Source organism: Enterobacter cloacae complex sp. ECL414 (assembly GCF_021869685.1).
Taxonomy (GTDB): Bacteria; Pseudomonadota; Gammaproteobacteria; order Enterobacterales; family Enterobacteriaceae; genus Enterobacter; species Enterobacter kobei.
Genome location: NZ_CP091481.1, coordinates 3,515,631 through 3,537,185, shown reverse-complemented (window position 1 = coordinate 3,537,185; position 21,555 = coordinate 3,515,631). Strand labels below are relative to the sequence as shown.

The window sequence follows — 21,555 nt, the reverse complement described above, 5'->3', positions numbered from 1 at the left end:
TTTGCATTCTGGCACGGGTGTTGCATAATATTAACCAGTGGCTCATTCACCTTCTTATGTCAGCCCCTTCGGGACGTGCTACATAAACTTCGAATGACGCACAAAAAGGTGCCTGCCGTCCAACTACTGATCATAGCGATGCTTTATCAGGCCAGGGCGAAACGTCGAGTTAGGCACCGCCTTATTCCATAACAAAGCCGGGTTTTTACCCGGCTTTGTTGTATCTGAAGGGCAGACTCAGTTACGCTCTGCGTAAACCCCCATGAAGAGAGTAATGCGTTGAAACGCTGGCCCGTTTTTCCCCGCTCCCTGCGACAGCTCGTGATGATGGCCTTCCTGCTAATCCTGCTGCCATTGCTGATCCTCGCCTGGCAGGCGTGGCAAAGCCTTAACGCGCTGAGCGCTCAGGCCGCACTGACTAACCGCACCACGCTTATCGACGCCAGACGCAGTGAAGCGATGACCAACGCCGCGCTGGAGATGGAGCGTAGCTATCGCCAGTACTGCGTGCTTGACGATCGGACGCTGGAAAAGGTTTACCAGAGTCAACGCAAGCGCTACAGCGAGATGCTGGACGCGCATGCGGGCGTGTTGCCCGACGACAAGCTGTATCAGGCATTGCGTCAGGATCTGAACGATCTTGCGCAGCTGCAATGCCACAATAGCGGGCCGGATGCCGCCGCCGCCGCGCGTCTTGAAGCGTTTGCTGCCGCCAACACCGAGATGGTGCAGTCAACCCGCACGGTCATTTTCTCTCGCGGTCAGCAGCTGCAGCAGGAGATAGCCGAACGCGGGCAGTTCTTCGGCTGGCAGGCACTGGTGCTCTTCCTGGTGAGTCTCGGGCTGGTTCTGCTCTTTACCCGTATGATCATCGGCCCGGTGAAGGGCATTCAGCGTATGATCAACCGTCTTGGAGAGGGGAAATCGCTCGGGGATTCGGTTTCCTTTAAAGGCCCGCGCGAGCTGCGCTCCGTTGGTCAGCGTATTATCTGGCTGTCTGAGCGTCTGGCGTGGCTGGAATCCCAGCGTCATCAGTTCCTGCGCCATATTTCCCATGAACTGAAAACGCCGCTCGCCAGCATGCGTGAAGGAACGGAGCTGCTGGCAGACGAGGTGGCAGGGCCGCTAACGCCAGAACAGAAAGAAATTGTTGAGATTCTGGATGCCAGCAGCCGCAACCTGCAAAAGCTGATTGAACAGCTGCTGGATTACAACCGCAAGCTGGCTGACGGGGCGGTCGTTCTTGAAGAGGTCGAGATTGCGCCGCTGGTGGATATGGTGATCTCCGCCCATAGCTTGCCAGCAAGAGCTAAAATGATGCATACCGGGGTGGAGTTGAGTGCGCCTGCCTGTCTCGCTGAACCGATGCTTTTAATGAGCGTTCTGGATAATCTTTACTCCAATGCGGTGCACTATGGTACTGAATCCGGTAACATTTATATCCGAAGTTATACGATGGGTTCCCGGGTGTTTATTGACGTCGCTAACACCGGCACCCCGATCCCTGATGACGAAAAAACCATGATCTTCGAACCCTTTTTCCAGGGGAGTCATCAGCGGAAGGGTGCGGTAAAAGGAAGTGGTCTGGGCTTAAGCATCGCCCGGGACTGCATACGACGCATGCAGGGTGAGCTAAACATTGCCACGGACGAACGTGCGGATGTTTGCTTCCGTATTGAACTGCCCCTGAGCCGGAAAAACCAATAAAATGAATCTAAGTCTGGTGAGTATGTCACACGTCTTTTTCCGCGCCGTACGTGCGGTGTTTTCCAGCAACACATTTCGCCTGGGTTTACCTTGTTTATTTCTGGCAGGGTGCGTTTCCCATGCGCCACAAAGTGCGATAAGCGGTAAACAAGAAGATAAATGGCCGGATAACCAGCTGGCGGATTTCCTCTCTACCCGCTGTGACGACATCTGGAATTTGTCAGGGCATGATGTCGAAAATAATCCGCTGTTCTGGCTGCGCGGAATAGATTGTGCCCAGCGTCTTGCGCCGGTGGACGCCCGTTCGAAAGCGGCGATGCTGGATGACGACACCTGGCAGGACGCTTTCAAGCGGGGAATTCTACTGGCCGATGCGAAAATCACCCCCGTCGAACGCCGGGCTAATGTGACCCGGCTGGATACCTTTACGATCGCGCTCCCGGTACAGGTACGACCGGTATACCAGCTCTGGCGGGATGGTCAGACCTTACAGCTTCAGCTGTCTGAAGAGCGTTCTCGCTACAGCAAGCTCCAGCAGTCCACCGACAGCGAACTTGATACGCTGCGTCAACAGCAACAGCATTTACGCACTCAGCTGGATACCACGACGCGCAAGCTGGAAAACCTGACCGATATCGAAAGACAGCTCTCGTCGCGCAAATATCAGCCTGGTAGCGCATCCGCAGCACCGGACAGCGACACGCAGAAACAAGAGGATGTGAAGCATGACGAGCCGTAAACCTGCCCATCTCTTACTGGTGGATGACGATCCCGGGCTGTTAAAGCTGCTGGGGATGCGTCTGGTGAGTGAAGGCTACAGCGTAGTGACTGCGGAAAGCGGACAGGAAGGGCTGAAAGTCCTTAGCCGCGAGAAAATTGATCTGGTCATCAGCGATCTGCGGATGGACGAAATGGACGGCCTGCAGCTGTTCGCGGAGATCCAGAAGCAGCAGCCGGGCATGCCGGTGATTATCCTGACGGCACACGGGTCAATTCCGGATGCCGTCGCCGCAACCCAGCAGGGCGTATTCAGCTTCCTCACCAAGCCGGTAGATAAAGACGCACTCTACAAAGCCATCGACAGCGCGCTGGAGCACGCGGCACCCTCTGGCGACGACGCGTGGCGTGAATCCATTGTAACCCGCAGCCCGATCATGCTACGTCTGCTTGAGCAGGCGCGGATGGTCGCCCAGTCCGACGTCAGCGTGCTGATTAACGGCCAGAGCGGAACCGGGAAAGAGATCCTGGCGCAGGCGATCCACAACGCCAGCCCGCGCAGCAAAAATGCCTTTATTGCCATTAACTGCGGCGCGCTTCCGGAACAATTGCTTGAGTCCGAACTGTTTGGTCATGCCCGTGGCGCCTTCACCGGCGCGGTAAGCAGCCGGGAAGGGCTGTTCCAGGCCGCGGAAGGTGGCACGCTGTTCCTCGACGAGATTGGTGACATGCCTGCGCCGCTACAGGTCAAACTGCTGCGCGTGCTTCAGGAGCGTAAAGTGCGCCCGCTGGGCAGCAACCGCGATATTGATATTAACGTACGAATTATTTCCGCCACCCACCGCGACTTACCAAAAGTGATGGCGCGCAACGAGTTTCGTGAAGACCTCTACTACCGTCTGAACGTGGTGAATCTCAAAATCCCGGCACTGGCGGAGCGTGCTGAAGATATTCCGCTGCTGGCGAATCACCTGTTGCGTCAGGCGGCCGATCGCCATAAACCGTTTGTCCGCGCGTTTTCCACCGATGCGATGAAACGGCTGATGGCGGCCAGCTGGCCGGGTAACGTTCGCCAGCTGGTAAACGTGATTGAGCAGTGTGTGGCGTTGACGTCATCGCCCGTTATCAGCGATGCGCTGGTGGAGCAGGCGCTGGAAGGGGAAAACACGGCCTTGCCGACGTTCGCCGAAGCGCGTAACCAGTTCGAGCTGAACTATCTGCGCAAGCTGCTGCAGATCACCAAAGGCAACGTGACCCACGCAGCGCGAATGGCCGGACGCAACCGCACCGAGTTTTACAAGCTGCTCTCACGCCACGAGCTGGAAGCAAACGATTTTAAAGAGTAATGCCGTATGGTACTGTGAGCAATCGATTACGAGGCAGCTTACAGGCAAGCGTTTAAGGACCCACCATGAAAAAGATTGATGCGATTATTAAACCTTTCAAACTGGATGATGTGCGTGAAGCGCTGGCGGAAGTCGGCATCACCGGGATGACCGTGACGGAAGTGAAAGGTTTTGGTCGTCAGAAAGGCCACACCGAGCTTTATCGTGGCGCAGAGTACATGGTCGATTTTCTGCCGAAAGTGAAAATTGAAATCGTGGTCAGCGATGACATCGTCGATACCTGCGTGGATACCATCATCCGCACGGCGCAGACGGGCAAAATTGGCGACGGTAAAATCTTCGTCTTTGACGTGGCGCGCGTGATCCGTATCCGTACCGGCGAAGAAGACGACGCCGCGATTTAACGATGCCAACGGTTTTGTAGGCCGGGTAAGGCGTAGCCGCCACCCGGCGAAAAAAAAGCCCCTCGTTCGAGGGGCTTTTTGCATTACAGCACTTTATGCGGGCCGAAACATTCGTAATGAATGTTGTCTTTATTCACACCCAGCGCCACCAGCTGCTTCGCGGCATATTGCATAAACGCCACCGGTCCGCAGACGTAGAACTGCATATCCGGCGCGCTGAACGCCCCTTCATGCTGGCTTAAATTCATCAACCCTTCGCTGTCAAAACGTGCGGCTGCGCGGTCTGCTTCCGTTGGCAGGCGATACCAGGTATGCGCAGTGAAGCGGGGCAGCGTCGCGCCCAGCGTTTTCACTTCGTCCGCAAAGGCATGCACATCGCCGTTCTCTGCGGCATGGAACCAGTTGACCTGTGCGCTGTGGTTTGCTTTCGCCAGCGTATCCAGCATCGCCAGCATTGGCGTTTGGCCGACACCAGCCGAGATCAGCGTTACCGGGGTAGTAGCGTCTACCGCCATGAAGAAGTCACCCGCCGGTGCGGCCAGGTGAACGACGTCACCCACGCTGGCTTCGTTATGCAGCCAGCTGGAAACCTGGCCGCCGTCCTCGCGTTTCACCGCAATACGATAGCCTTTGCCGTCGGGTTTGCGGGTCAGGGAATACTGGCGGATCTCCTGATGCGGAAAACCTTCAGGCTTCAGCCACACGCCGAGATATTGGCCTGGCTGATAATCCGCTACCGGCTGACCATCCACCGGTTCAAATTCAAAACTGGTGATCAATGCGCTGCGCGGTGTTTTCTCAACGATGCGGAAGGCGCGCGTGCCTTCCCAGCCGCCGTTCTTGCTGGCGTTTTCACTGTAGATCTGCGCTTCACGGTTGATGAAGACGTTTGCCAGCACGCCGTAGGCTTTACCCCAGGCGTCAAGTACCTCCTGGCCCGGGCTGAACATTTCGTCCAGCGTTGCCAGCAGGTGGCCGCCGACAATATTGTACTGCTCGGGTTTGATCTGGAAGCTGGTGTGCTTCTGCGCGATTTTTTCCACCGCAGGCAGTAATGCCGCCAGGTTTTCAATGTTGCTGGCGTAGGCCGCGATGGCGTTGAACAGGGCTTCACGCTGATCGCCATTACGCTGGTTACTCATGTTGAAAATCTCTTTCAACTCTGGGTTATGCGTGAACATGCGATCGTAAAAATGAGCGGTGAGTTTAGGACCGGTTTCCACCAGCAGGGGGATGGTGGCTTTAACGGTAGCGATGGTTTGAGCGTCGAGCATGAGCGCGTCCTTTTGATGTAACTTTAATGATGTATTTTAAATGCATCTTATAAAAAATACCCCTGCGTTGTAAATGGTTCTTTGCAAGATGAAAAATATGCATCACAAACCTGAAAAGAAATCCGTTGAAACAGGGGAGCGCTTTATTCCTCAAACCCTTGCGTGGCGTGAAGGAAAACGTTTGCGTAAAATGGTTTGTCAAGACCTGTTATCACAGAACTATTCAGTTATACTGTTGCCCGTCGTCCAACAGGACTGCCTTTTCAGGCCAAAATTTACTTGTTAGCTGAGTCAGGAGATGCGGATGTTAAAGCGTGAAATGAACATTGCCGATTATGATGCCGAACTGTGGCAGGCTATGGAGCAGGAAAAAGTACGTCAGGAAGAGCACATCGAACTGATCGCCTCCGAAAACTACACCAGCCCGCGCGTCATGCAGGCACAGGGTTCTCAGCTGACCAACAAATACGCTGAAGGTTATCCAGGCAAGCGCTACTACGGCGGTTGCGAGTACGTTGATATCGTTGAGCAGCTGGCAATCGACCGTGCGAAAGAACTCTTTGGCGCTGACTACGCGAACGTGCAGCCGCACTCCGGCTCTCAGGCTAACTTCGCCGTTTACACCGCGCTGCTGCAGCCGGGCGATACGGTGCTGGGTATGAACCTGGCGCAGGGCGGCCACCTGACTCACGGCTCCCCGGTGAACTTCTCCGGCAAACTGTACAACATCATCCCTTACGGTATCGATGAGTCCGGTAAAATTGACTACGAAGACATGGCGAAGCAGGCTAAAGAGCATAAACCGAAGATGATCATCGGTGGCTTCTCTGCTTACTCCGGTATCGTTGACTGGGCAAAAATGCGTGAAATCGCAGACAGCATCGGTGCTTACCTGTTCGTCGACATGGCGCACGTAGCGGGTCTGATTGCCGCTGGCGTTTACCCGAACCCGGTTCCGCACGCTCACGTTGTGACCACCACTACCCATAAAACCCTGGCGGGTCCACGCGGTGGCCTGATCCTGGCGAAAGGCGGTGACGAAGAGCTGTACAAAAAACTGAACTCTGCCGTGTTCCCAAGCGCGCAGGGCGGCCCGCTGATGCACGTTATCGCGGCAAAAGCGGTAGCGCTGAAAGAAGCGATGGAGCCAGAGTTCAAGGTTTATCAGCAGCAGGTTGCTAAGAACGCCAAAGCGATGGTGGAAGTGTTCCTGAACCGTGGCTACAAAGTGGTTTCTGGCGGTACTGAAAACCACCTGTTCCTGCTGGATCTGGTTGATAAGAACCTGACCGGTAAAGAAGCTGACGCTGCCCTGGGCCGCGCTAACATCACCGTGAACAAAAACAGCGTGCCAAACGATCCGAAGAGCCCGTTCGTGACTTCCGGTATCCGTATCGGTTCTCCGGCTGTAACGCGTCGCGGCTTTAAAGAAGCGGAAGTGAAAGAGCTGGCTGGCTGGATGTGTGACGTTCTGGACAACATCAATGACGAAGCGGTTATCGAGCGCGTCAAAGGTAAAGTTCTGGATATCTGCGCACGCTTCCCGGTATACGCATAATTCCTCTGCTCAGCAGAACGTTAAAAGGCCGCGCGTGCGGCCTTTTTTTATGGCTTAACGGCGGTCAAGGGATATTGCGCCTGGACCAACAATCGCCAGCAATATAAATGCGCCCGCAATACTGACATTCTTGTAGAAATTAATCATATTCGGTACGACCGCGTCACCGGTCATATTCCAGTAATGGTGACCAATCACCGCCGTGCCCAGCGTGTAGAACACAAACAGCACGGCAAGAGGGCGGGTGAAAAAGCCCAGTACGATCAGGATGGCGGCTGGCACCTCCATCACCACCGCAATAATGGCCGCCAGCATGGGCATCGGTGTCCCCAGCGAGGTCATATATTGTACGGTGCCGCTAAACCCCGTCAGTTTCGGATAACCAAAGATAATAAACAGGACGACAAGCGCGATACGGGCAATCAACAACAACAGATGGCGTGACTGACCAAAATCGAGATAACGTAGTGAGTTCATGGCAGAAAACCTCTGCAAGTGGAGTAATTTAAACGTAATACACATTTTCATTCCCTGCCATAAGCCTGACGACTGCACGATATGTTAATTTTTCGTTAATTTATAGCAGGCTATCTACTTGCTTAATTTTTCTATTCTCGCCAGACTATGGCCTCCATTTCGGGAGGGATTCATGGTCTTGCATTCCACGCGCTGGCTGGCGCTCAGCTATTTCACCTATTTCTTTAGCTACGGTATTTTTCTGCCATTCTGGAGCGTCTGGCTCAAGGGAATCGGCCTGACTCCAGAGACCATCGGCGTTCTGCTGGGGGCCGGACTGGTGGCGCGTTTTCTTGGCAGCCTGCTGATTGCCCCGCGCGTCAGCGATCCCTCTCTGCTGATCAAGGCTGTACGCATTCTCGCGCTGCTCACCCTGGTCTTTGTCGCCTGCTTCTGGGTAAGCCATCAGTTTGCCTGGCTGATGGTGGTGATGGTCGGCTTTAACCTGTTCTTCTCTCCGCTGGTTCCTCTGACGGATGCGCTGGCGAACACCTGGCAAAAGCAGATCACCATGGACTATGGCCGCGTGCGCCTGTGGGGCTCTATTGCTTTTGTTATCGGTTCCGCGCTGGTGGGGAAACTGGTCAGCCTTTACGACTACCGTGCGATTCTGGCTCTGCTGAGCATCGGGATAGCGTCGATGCTGCTGGGAATGCTGTTACGTCCATCCGTGATGCCGCAGGGAGAAAATCGCCAACAGGAGAGCGCGGGCTGGCCAGCCTGGCGGAGCCTGGTCGCACAGAGCTGGCGCTTTCTGGCGTGTGTCTGTCTGCTTCAGGGGGCGCATGCGGCGTACTATGGCTTCAGCGCTATCTACTGGCAGGGGGCGGGCTACTCTGCCTCTGCGGTTGGTTATCTCTGGTCGCTGGGCGTGGTGGCCGAAGTCATTATTTTCGCCCTGAGCAAAAAGCTGTTCCGCCGTTTTGGCGCGCGCGATCTGCTGCTGCTTTCGGCGATTTGCGGCGTGGCACGCTGGGGTATTATGGGCTGGACGACGGATCTGCCATGGCTGATCTTGGCGCAAATTCTGCACTGCGGCACCTTCACCGTATGTCACCTGGCGGCGATGCGCTATATCGCTGCGCGTGAGGGCGGGGATGTGATTCGTCTGCAGTCGGTCTATTCCGCGGTAGCAATGGGCGGCAGTATTGCGGTGATGACGGTCTTTGCCGGTTTCCTGTATCAACACCTCGGGCACGGCGTCTTCTGGGTAATGGCGCTGGTGGCGCTACCGGCGATGTTTGTTCGACCAAAAGTGGCCGCACGCGCGTAACTACGACTCCAGCATCGCGCGAATATGCTCTTGCTGCTGCGCATTCAGTGATTCAACCGCGTGGATCAACGGCGGCGAGAACAGCGGCAGGGCAACAGGATAGGGGGTGACCACCAGCGCGGCTTCGCGCGGCGCGCCCTCTTTCTGAAAAGCCTGCAACGTCAGATAGCGAATATTGAGCGGCAGCAGCGTCAACTCGCGCAGCTGCTGTTCAATCAGCTCCTCACAGGATTTATCTTCCCCGGTCAACAGCACCACCTGCTTTTCATGGAGATCGGACTCCTGCATCAGCCAGGCGCCGAAAATCACCGCGACCAGGCTCATCTCTTCATCGGAAAAACGCAGGCCAAACTCCGCTTCCAGCTCAAACAACGCCTCTTTCGTGGTGCGTAACAGCCGGGGATAGAGACGATGGATCTCCTCTGGCAGGCTGTTGTCGATGCCAATTTCAAACAGGGAACGGTCCAGCGCCTGAGACAGATGGATATACAGCTGATCGGTCAGTCCTTGCTCGTCGCTGAAGTTCATCCCGGTCTGCGAGCGAAAACGGGCCACCATGCGCACGATGGCGCGACGCAAACGCTCATCCTGCTGGTGCTTATCCAGCACCGGATCGGGCGTGCGGAGCATCATAAACAGCAGCGCCAGAAACAACTGCTCATCCACATGCGCGCCCTGAGGAACGCGCCGCTTCCAGTGACGGACGATCTCCTGCGCCGTAAAATACTCTCCCCGCGACTGCGTCCAGCTGCGCTGGGCATGGGAAAATTGTGGCGTATTCCCCAGGTGGTGCTGGATAAGGCAATACTGTAAGTAGAGCTGTAAGAACTGGATGTCGCGACACTCAAACTGCCGCTGCAGCTTGCGCGAGCAGAAGTTGATTAACGCCCGCAGGTTAGCATCGTCGTAAAGTGGCCGCGCGATGCCGTGTTGTTTAAGCGCGGTTTTTAACGCTGGCGTAAACTGGTGCGAGACAAACTGCGGGCAAAGGCGGAGCGCCCTGCGCAGCCAGTGCAGCAGGCATAAACGCTGGTTCAGGGCAGTGCCTTCAATCCGGTAGCTGCCGTCGTGGTGCGTGACGATATCCAGCCGGTGATAGCGCTGGATTTCATCGCGCGTCTCGGCTATATCTTGCCGTGCCAGGACGTCGTCCACGCCGTTGGCTGCGATTATGCTCTGTGCGGTGACGGCAGCATCGGGCAGGTAAAGCATTAAAAGCACCTGGCAACGGCGCTGCGAACTGGAAAGCACAGATGGAATTTCAAGCGTCGTCATCATCTGTCGGGTATCCAGTGTGAATGTTTGATAAGAATAGCTAAAGGATGGGGGCTGAAAAGCGCACCGGCAGGCCTTTCACTCAGGATTGCTGGAGAACATCACAGAATTTTTGACGTGAGGAATTGATGCAGACAGTTAAACACAGTGCGATGGCGTTATTTTTGGCGGTTATCTCCTTCACCACCAGCGCGCACCCTCACAGTTTTATCAGCCTGAAAACCGAACTGGTCACCGACGGCACGCAGTTAAGTGGCCTGAAGATGCGCTGGACGATGGATGAAATCACCTCGGCTGACCTGCTTTATGATGCGGGAAATGCGAAGCCCGGCGATGAAATCTGGAAAAAGCTGGCGGCGGAAGTGATGGCTAACGTGCTGGGTCAGCACTACTTCACCGAGTTCTGGCATAACGGCCAGAAGGTGAAGTTTCTTAACCGACCCACGGAGTATGGTATGTCACGCGACGGGCATCAGGCGGTGCTGACGTTCGTCCTTCCGCTGGCGCACCCGCAGCCGCTGGCAGGGCAAAAATATACTTTTTCCACTTTTGACCCAACCTACTACGTCGACATGCACTACGCCGACGAGAGCGATGTACAGCTTCCGGCCTCGTTGCAGAAAACCTGCAAAATGGCGGTTCACACCCCGAATCCCAGCGAAGAGACGCTGAACTTTGCCGTCTCTCTTGATAAAGAAGATGCGCCACCGGAGGACATGGAGTTGGGTAAACAGTTCGCGCAGGAGGTGACGTTACAATGTCAGTGATCGCTTCTCCGTCCCGCAAATCTCGCCGCTGGCTTCATCTTTGGCCGCTGGCGCTTTTTATACTGTTAGCTATTGGCGGTTCGCTCTGGCTGTGGCAGGCCTGGCCGCAGGTGATGATGAAAAGCATCATCTGGCAGCGCGAGGTGAACCAGCAGATGAGTGGTTTACTGAAAGCGGTGGCGGAGAACCCAAAGAAAGCGGGCGGTTCCCTGCTGGCGTTCAGCTTTATCTACGGGGTGCTGCATGCGCTGGGGCCTGGGCATGGCAAAATCGTTATCACCACCTGGCTTGCGACCCATCCGTCAAAGCTGAAATCGAGCATGGGTCTTACGCTGGCCTCCTCGCTGCTTCAGGGGGGCGTGGCGATTGGGCTGGTTGTCGTAGTGCTTTCACTTCTTCAGCTTCCAGCCCGGCAGCTGCACATGAGTAGCTTCTGGCTGGAAAAGGGGAGCTATGCGCTGGTGGGCGTGCTGGGGCTGATCCTCTGCTGGCGAGCGCTGAAAAAACTGCGCGCGCTGCTGCAAAAACCGCAATTCAGGACTTTTACGCCGCATCACGTTCACGATGAAAACTGTGGCTGCGGACATCAGCATCTGCCGACGCAGGAACAGCTACAGAACGGTGATGACTGGCGTGCGCGGCTGATGATTGTGCTCTCGATGGGGATGCGCCCGTGCTCGGGGGCAATCATGGTGTTGTTGTTCAGCAAGGTGATTGGCGTGTTTGGCTGGGGAATGCTTTCTGCGCTGGCGATGGCGGCTGGAACGTCACTGACGATTTCTTCGCTGGCGTTGCTGGTGCACAGCTTCCGCCAGCTGGCGGTTAAACTCAGCGGCAATAAAACGCCGGTGCTGTGGCGACAGGTCGGATGGACAACGCTCGCGCTGGCGGGCGGGGTGATTCTGCTGGTGGCGGCGGTGACGATGTGGATGAGCGCGGTGCCGGTGGGAAGGGGATTGCGGCCTTTCTGACGTACCTGAGGGATTTTGTAGGCCCGGTAAGCGTAGCGCCACCGGGCATAATACGCTCGATTAACGCTTCAGCGCGTCGCTCAGTTCATCACGCATGTTTGCCAGCATGGCTTTAACGACACGTGGGTTACCGGCAACGATGTTGCCGGTAGACATATAGTTATGGCCGCCGGTGAAATCACACACTATGGCACCTGCTTCACGTGCGATCAGCTCGCCCGCGGCAAAATCCCATGGCTTCAGAGACAGCTCGAAGTATCCGTCAACGCGGCCGGTCGCCACGTAAGCCAGATCCAGCGCAGCAGAACCGGTGCGACGGAAGTCCGCGCATTCGGTGAACAGTTTGCCCAGGATATTCATGTAGGTGGTTGCGTGCTGTTTCGCCTTGAACGGGAAACCGGTCGCCAGGATGGTGCCGTCCAGATCGCGAGCGTTGCTGCAGCGCAGACGGTAGCCATTCAGCTGTGCGCCCTGACCGCGGGTAGCGGTGAACAGTTCGTTACGCATTGGATCGTAGACAACAGCGACTTCAGTACGGCCTTTGATGCGTACGGCGATAGACACAGAGAAGTGTGGCAGGCGTTTGACGAAGTTGGTGGTGCCATCCAGTGGATCGATAACCCATTGAACATCCTGATCGGTACCTTCATGTTCACCGCTTTCTTCGGTGATGATGGTGTGCTGCGGGTAAGATTTGCGGATCGTTTCGATAATAATCGCTTCTGCGGCTTTATCGACATTCGTCACGAAATCATTGCTGCCTTTCTGGCTGGTTTCTACGGAGTCTGGCGTTTCGTAGTGTTTGGCAATTACATTACCCGCCTTGCGCGCTGCGCGCACGGCGATGGTCAGCATCGGATGCATCGGTCTCTCTCACTGGATGTTAAAGAACAGGAAAATCGGCGCAGAGTATAGCAGCGGGATCGGATTATGTCTCTCGTTTATGATAATATGCCCGAATATTCTTCAGACGCTGAATTCAGACACTAAAAATTATGCTGCAAAACATTCGAATCGTGCTGGTCGAAACATCGCACACCGGCAACATGGGCTCCGTTGCCCGCGCTATGAAAACCATGGGCTTAACGAACCTGTGGCTGGTTAACCCGCTGGTGAAACCAGACTCACAGGCCATCGCCCTGGCCGCCGGAGCCAGCGACGTGATTGGCAACGCGCAGATCGTCGATACCCTCGACGAAGCGCTGGCAGGCTGCAGCCTGGTAGTCGGCACCAGCGCTCGCTCCCGCACATTGCCGTGGCCGATGCTGGACCCGCGCGAATGCGGTCTGAAGAGTGTCTCTGAGGCAGAACAGGCGCCGGTTGCGCTGGTGTTTGGCCGTGAGCGTGTTGGCCTGACCAACGACGAACTGCAGAAATGCCACTACCATGTGGCGATTGCCGCCAACCCGGAATACAGCTCGCTGAACCTGGCGATGGCAGTGCAGGTGATCGCCTACGAAGTGCGTATGGCGTGGCTGGCGACGCAGGAGAAAGAGGTAGAGCCTAAAGAAGAGACGGCCTACCCGCTGGTGGATGACCTGGAGCGTTTCTATGGTCACCTGGAGCAGACGCTGCTTTCGACCGGCTTTATTCGTGAAGGCCATCCAGGCCAGGTGATGAACAAGCTGCGCCGTCTGTTCACCCGCGCCCGCCCGGAAAGCCAGGAGCTAAACATCCTGCGCGGCATTCTGGCGTCGATTGAGCAGAAGAATAAAGAGTAGTGTCGTCTGTTCGCCGGGTGGCGCTTCGCTTACCCGACCTACAAAACCCGTAGCCCGTGCAAGCGCAGCGCCGCCGGGCAAAAGGATACGGCACAGAAGGTTAAATACCTGACTAAAACAGTCAAGTAAATAGTTGACCATTTTAGTCAGGAATGTCAGACTTGGCCCTGCTATGCAATACCCCCATTTTACAATAAAAAACCCCGGGCAGGGGCGAGTTTGAGGTTAAGTAAGACATGAGACTGACATCTAAAGGGCGTTATGCCGTGACCGCGATGCTGGACGTTGCGCTCAACTCCGAAGCGGGCCCGGTTCCGTTGGCTGATATTTCTGAACGACAAGGGATCTCCCTCTCCTATCTGGAACAGCTGTTCTCCAGACTGCGTAAAAATGGACTGGTTTCCAGCGTTCGTGGCCCGGGCGGCGGTTATCTGCTGGGTAAAGACGCGGGCAGTATTGCAGTGGGTGAAGTGATTAGCGCAGTTGACGAATCCGTCGACGCGACCCGTTGCCAGGGTAAAGGCGGCTGCCAGGGCGGCGATAAGTGCCTGACCCACGCGCTGTGGCGCGATCTGAGCGACCGTCTGACCGGCTTCCTGAACAACATCACCCTCGGTGAGCTGGTGAATAACCAGGAAGTTCTGGATGTATCAGGCCGTCAGCACAGCCATGATTCCCAACGCAGCACCCGCGCGCAGGACGCCATCGACGTCAAACTGCGCGCGTAATAAAACGATAAGTATTTCAGAATCAGGCCGGGGCACCGCGCCCCGCGTACTCGGTCGTACATCCAGCCGGTTGCCTGATTCCTTGCATTGAAGCGATGTACGGAGTTTATAGAGCAATGAAATTACCGATTTATCTCGATTACTCCGCAACCACGCCGGTGGACCCGCGTGTTGCCGAGAAAATGATGCAGTGTCTGACCCTGGACGGAAACTTTGGTAACCCAGCTTCCCGTTCACACCGTTTTGGCTGGCATGCTGAAGAGGCGGTTGATATCGCCCGTAATCAGATTGCTGACCTGGTGGGTGCCGACCCGCGTGAGATTGTTTTCACCTCCGGTGCGACCGAATCCGACAACCTGGCGATCAAAGGTGCAGCCAACTTTTATCAGAAAAAAGGCAAGCACATTATCACCAGCAAAACCGAACACAAAGCCGTGCTGGACACCTGCCGTCAGCTGGAGCGTGAAGGGTACGAAGTGACTTACCTGGCGCCGCAGAGCAACGGTATCATCGACCTGAAAGAGCTCGAAGCAGCGATGCGTGATGACACCATTCTGGTCTCCATCATGCACGTCAACAACGAAATCGGCGTCGTTCAGGACATCGCCACCATCGGCGAAATGTGCCGTGCGCGCGGTATTATCTACCACGTAGATGCGACCCAGAGCGTGGGTAAACTGCCTATCGACCTGAGCCAGCTGAAAGTGGACCTGATGTCCTTCTCCGGCCACAAAATCTATGGCCCGAAAGGGATCGGCGCGCTGTACGTTCGTCGTAAGCCACGTATCCGCATCGAAGCACAGATGCACGGCGGCGGTCACGAACGCGGCATGCGTTCCGGTACGCTGCCTGTTCACCAGATCGTGGGCATGGGCGAAGCATACCGCATTGCGAAAGAAGAGATGGAAACCGAGATGGCACGCCTGCGCACGCTGCGTAACCGTCTGTGGGACGGCGTGAAGGATATGGAAGAAGTGTATCTGAACGGCGATCTCGAGCAGGGCGCGCCAAACATCCTCAACGTCAGCTTCAACTATGTTGAAGGCGAGTCGCTGATCATGGCCCTCAAAGACCTGGCCGTTTCTTCCGGTTCTGCCTGTACGTCTGCAAGCCTGGAGCCATCCTACGTGCTGCGCGCGCTGGGTATGACTGACGAGCTGGCACACAGCTCTATCCGTTTCTCTTTAGGTCGTTTCACTACCGAAGAAGAGATTGACTACACCATCAAGCTGGTTCGTAACTCCATCGGCCGTCTGCGTGACCTTTCTCCACTGTGGGAAATGTTTAAGCAGGGCGTGGATCTGAACAGCATTGAATGGTCACATCACTAATCGGTACATAAGGAGAATTCAATCATGGCATACAGCGAAAAAGTCATCGATCATTACGAAAACCCGCGCAACGTTGGCTCTTTTGACAACAGCGACGAATCTGTTGGTAGCGGCATGGTGGGTGCACCGGCGTGTGGCGACGTGATGAAGTTGCAGATTAAAGTCAACAATGAAGGTATCATTGAAGACGCGCGTTTCAAGACCTACGGCTGCGGTTCTGCCATTGCGTCCAGCTCCCTGGTCACCGAATGGGTGAAGGGCAAGTCTCTGGACGAAGCACAGGCAATCAAGAACACGGATATTGCTGAAGAACTCGAACTGCCACCGGTGAAAATTCACTGTTCTATTCTGGCAGAAGACGCGATCAAAGCCGCCATTGCGGATTACAAAAGCAAACGTGAAGCAAAATAATTGAGGTTTGAGTATGTCGATTACCCTTAGCGACAGCGCTGCCGCGCGAGTAAGCTCTTTTCTGGCGAACCGTGGTAAAGGCTTTGGCCTGCGACTGGGCGTACGTACCTCCGGCTGTTCTGGTATGGCTTACGTACTGGAGTTTGTTGACGAGCCGGCGTCTGATGACACCGTGTTTGAAGACAAGGGCGTGAAGGTGGTGGTCGATGGCAAAAGCCTGCAATTCCTCAACGGCACTCAGCTGGACTTCGTCAAAGAAGGCCTGAACGAAGGGTTCAAATTCACGAACCCGAACGTCAAAGACGAGTGTGGTTGCGGCGAAAGCTTCCACGTTTAACCGCGCGTCATCCGAAACCCCACCGTGGCTTTGCTGCGCGTGGGGTTTGTTCTAACAGGCTACCCCTGAGATTGTTATGGATTACTTCACTCTCTTCGGACTACCCGCTCAATACCCGATCGATCTTCAGGCGCTGACGGTCCGTTTTCAGGATTTGCAGCGTCAGTACCATCCGGATAAATTCGCCAGCGGGACGCAGGCCGAGCAGTTGGCTGCAGTTTCGCACTCTGCCACCATTAATCAGGCCTGGCAGACGCTGCGTCATCCGCTGGCGCGTGCTGAATATCTGCTCTCGCTCCACGGTTTTGATCTGGCGAGCGAACAGCATACCGTTCGCGATACGGCGTTTCTGATGGAACAGCTGGAGCTGCGCGAAGAGCTGGATGAGATTGAACAGGCCAAAGACGAAGCGCGGCTGGAAAGCTTTATCACGCGCGTGAAGGGTATGTTTGATACCCGCCATCAGCAGATGGTGGAGCAACTGAACAACGAGACCTGGGACGTGGCGGCAGACACTGTGCGCAAACTCCGTTTTCTCGATAAACTGCGAAGCAGTGCTGAACAACTCGAAGAAAAGCTGCTCGATTTTTAATTTCGGAAGCAATTATGGCCTTATTACAAATTAGTGAGCCTGGCTTAAGTGCCGCACCGCACCAGCGTCGTCTGGCGGTGGGTATTGACCTGGGCACCACCAATTCTCTCGTGGCGACCGTGCGTAGCGGCCAGGCGGAAACGCTGGCTGACGAGCAGGGCCGCCATCTGCTGCCTTCCGTGGTCCACTACCAGCAGCAGGGTCACGCGGTAGGCTACGACGCGCGCGCCAACGCCGCGCGCGATCCGGCCAACACCATCAGCTCGGTTAAGCGCATGATGGGCCGTTCGCTGGCCGATATTCAGACCCGTTACCCGCATCTGCCGTATCAGCTTCAGGCCAGTGAAAACGGCCTGCCGATGATCGCGACCGAGGCTGGTCTGCTGAACCCGATCCGTGTTTCTTCGGACATCCTGAAGGCGCTGGCAGCGCGCGCTACGGCGACGCTCGGCGGCGATCTCGACGGCGTGGTGATTACCGTTCCGGCCTATTTTGACGATGCACAGCGTCAGGGCACCAAGGACGCCGCCCGTCTGGCGGGCCTGCACGTATTACGCCTGCTGAACGAACCGACGGCGGCGGCCATTGCCTACGGCCTCGACTCCGGTCAGGAAGGGGTGATTGCCGTTTACGACCTCGGCGGCGGTACCTTTGATATCTCCATCCTGCGCTTAAGCCGTGGCGTATTTGAAGTGCTGGCGACCGGCGGGGATTCCGCGCTGGGCGGCGATGACTTCGACCATCTGCTGGCGGATTACATTCGTGAGCAGGCGGGGATTGCCGATCGCAGCGATGCGCGCGTCCAGCGTGAACTGCTGGATGCCGCCATTGACGCCAAAATTGCCCTCAGCGATGCGCAGACGGTTACCGTGAACGTGGCGGGCTGGCAGGGGGAAATCTCCCGTGACCAGTTTAACGATCTGATCGCACCTTTGGTGAAACGCACGCTGCTGGCCTGCCGTCGCGCATTGAAAGATGCGGGCGTTGAGGCTGACGAGGTGCTGGAAGTGGTCATGGTCGGCGGTTCTACCCGTGTGCCGCTGGTGCGCGAACGTGTAGGTGAGTTCTTTGGCCGCACGCCGCTGACCGCCATCGATCCGGACAAAGTGGTTGCCGTGGGCGCGGCCATTCAGGCCGATATTCTGGTCGGCAACAAGCCGGACAGTGAAATGCTGCTGCTGGACGTTATCCCGCTGTCCCTTGGTTTAGAAACCATGGGTGGCCTGGTGGAGAAAGTCATCCCGCGTAACACCACCATTCCGGTGGCGCGCGCGCAGGAGTTCACCACCTTTAAAGACGGCCAGACTGCGATGTCCATCCACGTCATGCAGGGCGAACGCGAACTGGTGCAGGACTGCCGCTCTCTGGCGCGCTTTGCACTGCGCGGTATCCCGGCGTTGCCAGCGGGCGGGGCGCATATTCGCGTTACCTTCCAGGTTGATGCGGACGGCCTGCTGAGCGTCACGGCGATGGAAAAATCCACCGGCGTGGAATCGTCCATCCAGGTGAAGCCGTCCTACGGCCTGACCGATGGCGAGATCGCCTCCATGATTCAGGACTCAATGAGCTACGCCGAGCAGGATGTGAAGGCGCGTATGCTGGCGGAACAGAAAGTGGAAGCCGCACGCGTGCTGGAAAGCCTGACCGGGGCACTCAATGCCGATGCCGCGCTGTTAAGCGCCGCTGAGCGTCAGGTGATTGACGAGGCTGCCGCGCACTTAAGCGTCGTCGCCATGGGCAATGATGCTGACGCAATAGAAGAAGCCATTAAAAACGTTGATAAACAAACCCAGGACTTCGCCGCTCGCCGCATGGACAAATCCGTCCGCGTCGCGCTGAAAGGCCAGTCCGTGGACGAGGTTTAATATGCCAAAGATTGTTATTTTGCCTCATGCGGACCTTTGTCCGGATGGCGCTGTTCTGGAAGCGAAGACCGGCGAAACCATTCTCGATGTTGCCCTGCGCGCAGGTATCGAAGTGGAACACGCCTGTGAAAAATCCTGTGCCTGCACTACCTGTCACTGCATCGTGCGTGAAGGTTTTGACTCGCTCGCCGAAAGCACCGAAGACGAAGACGACATGCTGGATAAAGCATGGGGTCTGGAGCCAGACAGCCGCTTAAGCTGCCAGGCCGCGGTGACCGACGAAGATCTGGTCGTGGAATTCCCACGCTACACCATCAACCACGCACGCGAGCATTAATATGGGACTGAAGTGGACAGACAGCCGTGAGATCGGCGAAGCGCTCTACGACGCGAACCCGGATCTCGATCCGAAAACCGTACGATTCACCGACATGCACCAGTGGATCTGCGATTTAGACGATTTCGACGACGATCCAAACGCATCCAATGAAAAAATTCTGGAGGCGATTCTGTTAGTCTGGTTAGATGAAGCAGAGTAAATCACTTAACGGGCTGCCTTCAGGCGGCCCGTTTGCTAATAAGGATAAATAAAATGACCGAAGCGATGAAGATTACGCTCTCTACGCAGCCTGCCGACGCGCGCTGGGGCGAGAAAGCCAGCTACAGCATCAATAACGACGGTATTACCCTGCACCTGACGGGCAACGATGATTTGGGCCTGATCCAGCGCGCCGCGCGCAAAATCGACGGTCTGGGGATCAAACATGTCTCGCTGGAAGGCGAAGGCTGGGACACCGACCGCAGCTGGGCATTCTGGGCGGGGTACAAAGGTCCGAAAGGCACCCGCAAAATTGAGTGGGCAAACCTCGACGAAGCAGGTCAGAAAGAGCTGGAAAGCCGCCTGCAGATCATCGACTGGGTGCGCGACACCATCAACGCCCCGGCGGAAGAGTTAGGTCCTGAGCAGCTGGCGCAGCGCGCCGTTGACCTGCTGTGCGGCGTGGCGGGCGACAAAATGTCCTACCGTATTACCAAAGGTGAAGACCTGCGCGAGCAGAACTATATGGGTATCCACACCGTAGGCCGTGGCTCTGAGCGACCTCCGGTCCTGCTGGCGCTGGATTACAACCCAACCGGCGATAAAGAAGCGCCTGTCTTTGCCTGCCTGGTCGGCAAAGGCATTACTTTTGACACCGGCGGCTACAGCCTGAAGCAGAGCGCGTTCATGGACTCCATGAAGTCCGACATGGGCGGCGCGGCAACCATTACTGGTGCGCTGGCGTTCGCGATTACCCGCGGCCTGAACAAGCGCGTGAAGCTTTACCTGTGCTGTGCCGACAACATGGTCAGCGGCAATGCCTTCAAGCTGGGCGACATCATTCGCTACCGCAACGGCAAAAATGTTGAAGTGATGAACACCGATGCCGAAGGCCGCCTGGTGCTGGCTGATGGCCTGATTGACGCCTCTGCGCAGAAACCTGAACTGATTATCGACATGGCGACCCTGACCGGTGCGGCGAAAACCGCCCTGGGGAACGACTACCATGCGCTGTTCAGCTTCGATGACAAGCTGGCCGCACGCCTGCTGGCAAGCGCTGCTGCGGAAAACGAGCCATTCTGGCGTCTGCCGCTGGCCGAGTTCCACCGCAGCCAGCTGCCGTCCAACTTTGCCGAGCTGAATAACACCGCAAGCGCGGCGTATCCGGCAGGGGCAAGTACCGCAGCAGGCTTCCTGTCTCACTTCGTTGAGAACTATCACGAAGGCTGGCTGCACATCGACTGCTCCGCAACCTACCGTAAAGCAGCGGTAGAACAGTGGTCCGCGGGTGCGACCGGTCTGGGCGTGCGTACCGTGGCGAACCTGCTGACGGCTGAGTAACCTTTTTTGCCGGGTGGCGCTACGCTTACCCGGCCTACAAAACCCGTAGGCCCGTGCAAGCGTAGCGCCGCCGGGCAATTGTGAAGTAGCCAAACTATGTCCGAAACCAAAAACGAATTAGAAACTCTGCTGGAACAGGCGGCCACCGAGCCCGCTCACCGTCCGGCATTTTTCCGCACGTTGCTGGAATCTACCGTCTGGGTGCCAGGCACCGCGGCGGAAGGTGAGCAGGTTGTGGAAGACAGCGCGCTGGATCTGCTGCACTGGGAGAAAGACGACGGCTCTTCAGTGATCCCGTTCTTTACCTCACTGGAAGCGCTGCAGGAAGCCGTGGAAGATGAACAGGCATTCGTGGTGATGCCGGTGCGTACGCTGTTTGAAATGACGTTGGGCCAGACCCTGTTCCTCAACGCCAAACTGCCAACCGGGAAAGAGTTCACCCCGCGTGAAATCAGTCACCTGATGGGTGAAGAGGGCAATCCGCTCAGCACTCAGGAAGTGCTGGAAGGGGGGGAAACGCTGCTGCTCTCCGAAGTGGCCGAGCCGCCCGCGCAGATGATTGATTCCCTGACCACGCTCTTCAAAACGCTCAAGCCCGTCAGGCGCGCATTCCTCTGCTCCATTAAAGAGAATGCCGACGAGCAACCGGTGCTGCTGATCGGTATTGAAGCAGATGGCGATATCGACGACATCATTCAGGCGGCGGGAAGCGTGGCGACCGACACGCTGCCGGGCGACGAGCCGATTGATATCTGCCAGGTGACGAAAGGTGAGAAGGGCATCAGCCATTTTATTACCGAGCACATCACGCCGTTTTATGAGCGTCGCTGGGGCGGGTTCCTGCGCGATCTCAAAACCAACCGCATTATCTGATGACGCGGGG

Annotated in this window: 23 protein-coding genes; 19 read left to right on the top strand and 4 right to left on the bottom strand. The window is 56.4% G+C overall.

Annotated elements, in window-relative coordinates; translation table 11 throughout:
- Positions 1 to 279: 279 nt before the first annotated feature.
- From qseE to glnB, 4 genes are all read left to right on the top strand, one after another.
- Entirely contained in the window at positions 280 to 1,707 is a 1,428-nt protein-coding gene (gene qseE, locus L3068_RS16890; RefSeq protein ID WP_014884834.1) for a two component system sensor histidine kinase QseE/GlrK, read from the top strand.
- A 1-nt stretch (position 1,708) separates the two neighbouring features.
- Positions 1,709 to 2,446, top strand: coding sequence for a two-component system QseEF-associated lipoprotein QseG (gene qseG, locus L3068_RS16885; protein WP_023337635.1), 738 nt, complete (start codon positions 1,709 to 1,711; stop codon positions 2,444 to 2,446).
- Positions 2,433 to 3,770, top strand: coding sequence for a two-component system response regulator GlrR (glrR, locus tag L3068_RS16880; RefSeq protein WP_014884832.1), 1,338 nt, complete (start codon positions 2,433 to 2,435; stop codon positions 3,768 to 3,770). Before qseG ends, glrR begins: the two co-directional genes overlap by 14 nt.
- 65 nt (positions 3,771 to 3,835) lie before the next feature.
- A complete protein-coding gene (gene glnB / locus L3068_RS16875) occupies positions 3,836 to 4,174 on the top strand; it encodes a nitrogen regulatory protein P-II (RefSeq protein WP_003860685.1) in 339 nt (112 codons plus the stop codon).
- An 83-nt stretch (positions 4,175 to 4,257) separates the two neighbouring features.
- Here the strand turns inward: glnB and hmpA are convergent, their stop codons facing one another.
- Complete coding sequence (gene hmpA, locus L3068_RS16870) at positions 4,258 to 5,448, bottom strand: NO-inducible flavohemoprotein (protein WP_063667015.1); 1,191 nt, start codon at positions 5,446 to 5,448, stop codon at positions 4,258 to 4,260.
- 304 nt (positions 5,449 to 5,752) lie between these two features.
- On the opposite strand from hmpA, the gene glyA reads away from it, so the two are divergent.
- Positions 5,753 to 7,006 carry a serine hydroxymethyltransferase gene (gene glyA, locus L3068_RS16865; RefSeq protein WP_008502165.1) on the top strand — a complete coding sequence of 418 codons (1,254 nt, stop codon included), beginning with the start codon at positions 5,753 to 5,755 and terminating at the stop codon, positions 7,004 to 7,006.
- 54 nt (positions 7,007 to 7,060) lie between these two features.
- On the opposite strand, the gene L3068_RS16860 is transcribed toward glyA, so the two are convergent.
- Positions 7,061 to 7,483 carry a DoxX family protein gene (locus L3068_RS16860; RefSeq protein ID WP_014884830.1) on the bottom strand — a complete coding sequence of 141 codons (423 nt, stop codon included), beginning with the start codon at positions 7,481 to 7,483 and terminating at the stop codon, positions 7,061 to 7,063.
- A gap of 172 nt (positions 7,484 to 7,655) precedes the next feature.
- Between L3068_RS16860 and L3068_RS16855 the strand changes: the two genes are divergently transcribed.
- Positions 7,656 to 8,795, top strand: a complete 1,140-nt coding sequence (locus tag L3068_RS16855) for a 3-phenylpropionate MFS transporter (protein WP_032635839.1) — start codon at positions 7,656 to 7,658, stop codon at positions 8,793 to 8,795.
- Here the strand turns inward: L3068_RS16855 and csiE are convergent, their stop codons facing one another.
- Positions 8,796 to 10,073, bottom strand: a complete 1,278-nt coding sequence (gene csiE, locus L3068_RS16850) for a stationary phase inducible protein CsiE (protein ID WP_023337632.1) — start codon at positions 10,071 to 10,073, stop codon at positions 8,796 to 8,798.
- A gap of 125 nt (positions 10,074 to 10,198) precedes the next feature.
- Here csiE and L3068_RS16845 point away from each other — a divergent pair, with 125 nt between their 5' ends.
- Both L3068_RS16845 and L3068_RS16840 read left to right on the top strand, forming a co-directional pair.
- Positions 10,199 to 10,837 (top strand): DUF1007 family protein, encoded by a 639-nt coding sequence (locus tag L3068_RS16845; RefSeq protein ID WP_058691201.1) that lies wholly within the window; start codon positions 10,199 to 10,201, stop codon positions 10,835 to 10,837.
- On the top strand, positions 10,828 to 11,808 hold the full coding sequence (locus L3068_RS16840) for a nickel/cobalt transporter (RefSeq protein WP_063862026.1): 981 nt from the start codon (positions 10,828 to 10,830) through the stop codon (positions 11,806 to 11,808). The genes L3068_RS16845 and L3068_RS16840 overlap by 10 nt, the downstream gene beginning before the upstream one ends.
- Positions 11,809 to 11,868: 60 nt before the next feature.
- Here L3068_RS16840 and suhB read toward each other — a convergent pair whose 3' ends face one another.
- Positions 11,869 to 12,672, bottom strand: coding sequence for an inositol-1-monophosphatase (suhB, locus tag L3068_RS16835; RefSeq protein WP_003860668.1), 804 nt, complete (start codon positions 12,670 to 12,672; stop codon positions 11,869 to 11,871).
- Positions 12,673 to 12,803: 131 nt separating this feature from the next.
- On the opposite strand from suhB, the gene trmJ reads away from it, so the two are divergent.
- The 11 genes from trmJ to sseB all read left to right on the top strand — a co-directional run bounded on the left by trmJ (position 12,804) and on the right by sseB (position 21,545).
- Positions 12,804 to 13,529 carry a tRNA (cytosine(32)/uridine(32)-2'-O)-methyltransferase TrmJ gene (trmJ, locus tag L3068_RS16830; protein ID WP_008502159.1) on the top strand — a complete coding sequence of 242 codons (726 nt, stop codon included), beginning with the start codon at positions 12,804 to 12,806 and terminating at the stop codon, positions 13,527 to 13,529.
- 236 nt (positions 13,530 to 13,765) lie between these two features.
- Positions 13,766 to 14,257 carry a Fe-S cluster assembly transcriptional regulator IscR gene (iscR, locus tag L3068_RS16825; protein WP_008502158.1) on the top strand — a complete coding sequence of 164 codons (492 nt, stop codon included), beginning with the start codon at positions 13,766 to 13,768 and terminating at the stop codon, positions 14,255 to 14,257.
- 116 nt (positions 14,258 to 14,373) lie between these two features.
- Entirely contained in the window at positions 14,374 to 15,588 is a 1,215-nt protein-coding gene (iscS, locus tag L3068_RS16820) for a cysteine desulfurase (RefSeq protein WP_008502157.1), read from the top strand.
- A 24-nt stretch (positions 15,589 to 15,612) separates the two neighbouring features.
- Complete coding sequence (gene iscU, locus L3068_RS16815; RefSeq protein ID WP_003860661.1) at positions 15,613 to 15,999, top strand: Fe-S cluster assembly scaffold IscU; 387 nt, start codon at positions 15,613 to 15,615, stop codon at positions 15,997 to 15,999.
- Between the two features lie 13 nt (positions 16,000 to 16,012).
- Positions 16,013 to 16,336, top strand: a complete 324-nt coding sequence (gene iscA, locus L3068_RS16810; protein ID WP_003860659.1) for an iron-sulfur cluster assembly protein IscA — start codon at positions 16,013 to 16,015, stop codon at positions 16,334 to 16,336.
- Positions 16,337 to 16,412: 76 nt separating this feature from the next.
- Positions 16,413 to 16,928 (top strand): co-chaperone HscB, encoded by a 516-nt coding sequence (hscB, locus tag L3068_RS16805; protein WP_003860657.1) that lies wholly within the window; start codon positions 16,413 to 16,415, stop codon positions 16,926 to 16,928.
- Between the two features lie 14 nt (positions 16,929 to 16,942).
- Positions 16,943 to 18,793, top strand: coding sequence for a Fe-S protein assembly chaperone HscA (gene hscA, locus L3068_RS16800; RefSeq protein ID WP_014884825.1), 1,851 nt, complete (start codon positions 16,943 to 16,945; stop codon positions 18,791 to 18,793).
- 1 nt (position 18,794) lies between these two features.
- Entirely contained in the window at positions 18,795 to 19,130 is a 336-nt protein-coding gene (fdx, locus tag L3068_RS16795) for an ISC system 2Fe-2S type ferredoxin (RefSeq protein ID WP_003860652.1), read from the top strand.
- Position 19,131: 1 nt separating this feature from the next.
- A complete protein-coding gene (gene iscX, locus L3068_RS16790; RefSeq protein ID WP_014171178.1) occupies positions 19,132 to 19,332 on the top strand; it encodes a Fe-S cluster assembly protein IscX in 201 nt (66 codons plus the stop codon).
- Positions 19,333 to 19,385: 53 nt separating this feature from the next.
- Positions 19,386 to 20,672 (top strand): aminopeptidase PepB, encoded by a 1,287-nt coding sequence (gene pepB, locus L3068_RS16785; protein ID WP_023331086.1) that lies wholly within the window; start codon positions 19,386 to 19,388, stop codon positions 20,670 to 20,672.
- A 96-nt stretch (positions 20,673 to 20,768) separates the two neighbouring features.
- On the top strand, positions 20,769 to 21,545 hold the full coding sequence (gene sseB / locus L3068_RS16780) for an enhanced serine sensitivity protein SseB (RefSeq protein ID WP_014884823.1): 777 nt from the start codon (positions 20,769 to 20,771) through the stop codon (positions 21,543 to 21,545).
- Positions 21,546 to 21,555 lie beyond the last annotated feature (10 nt).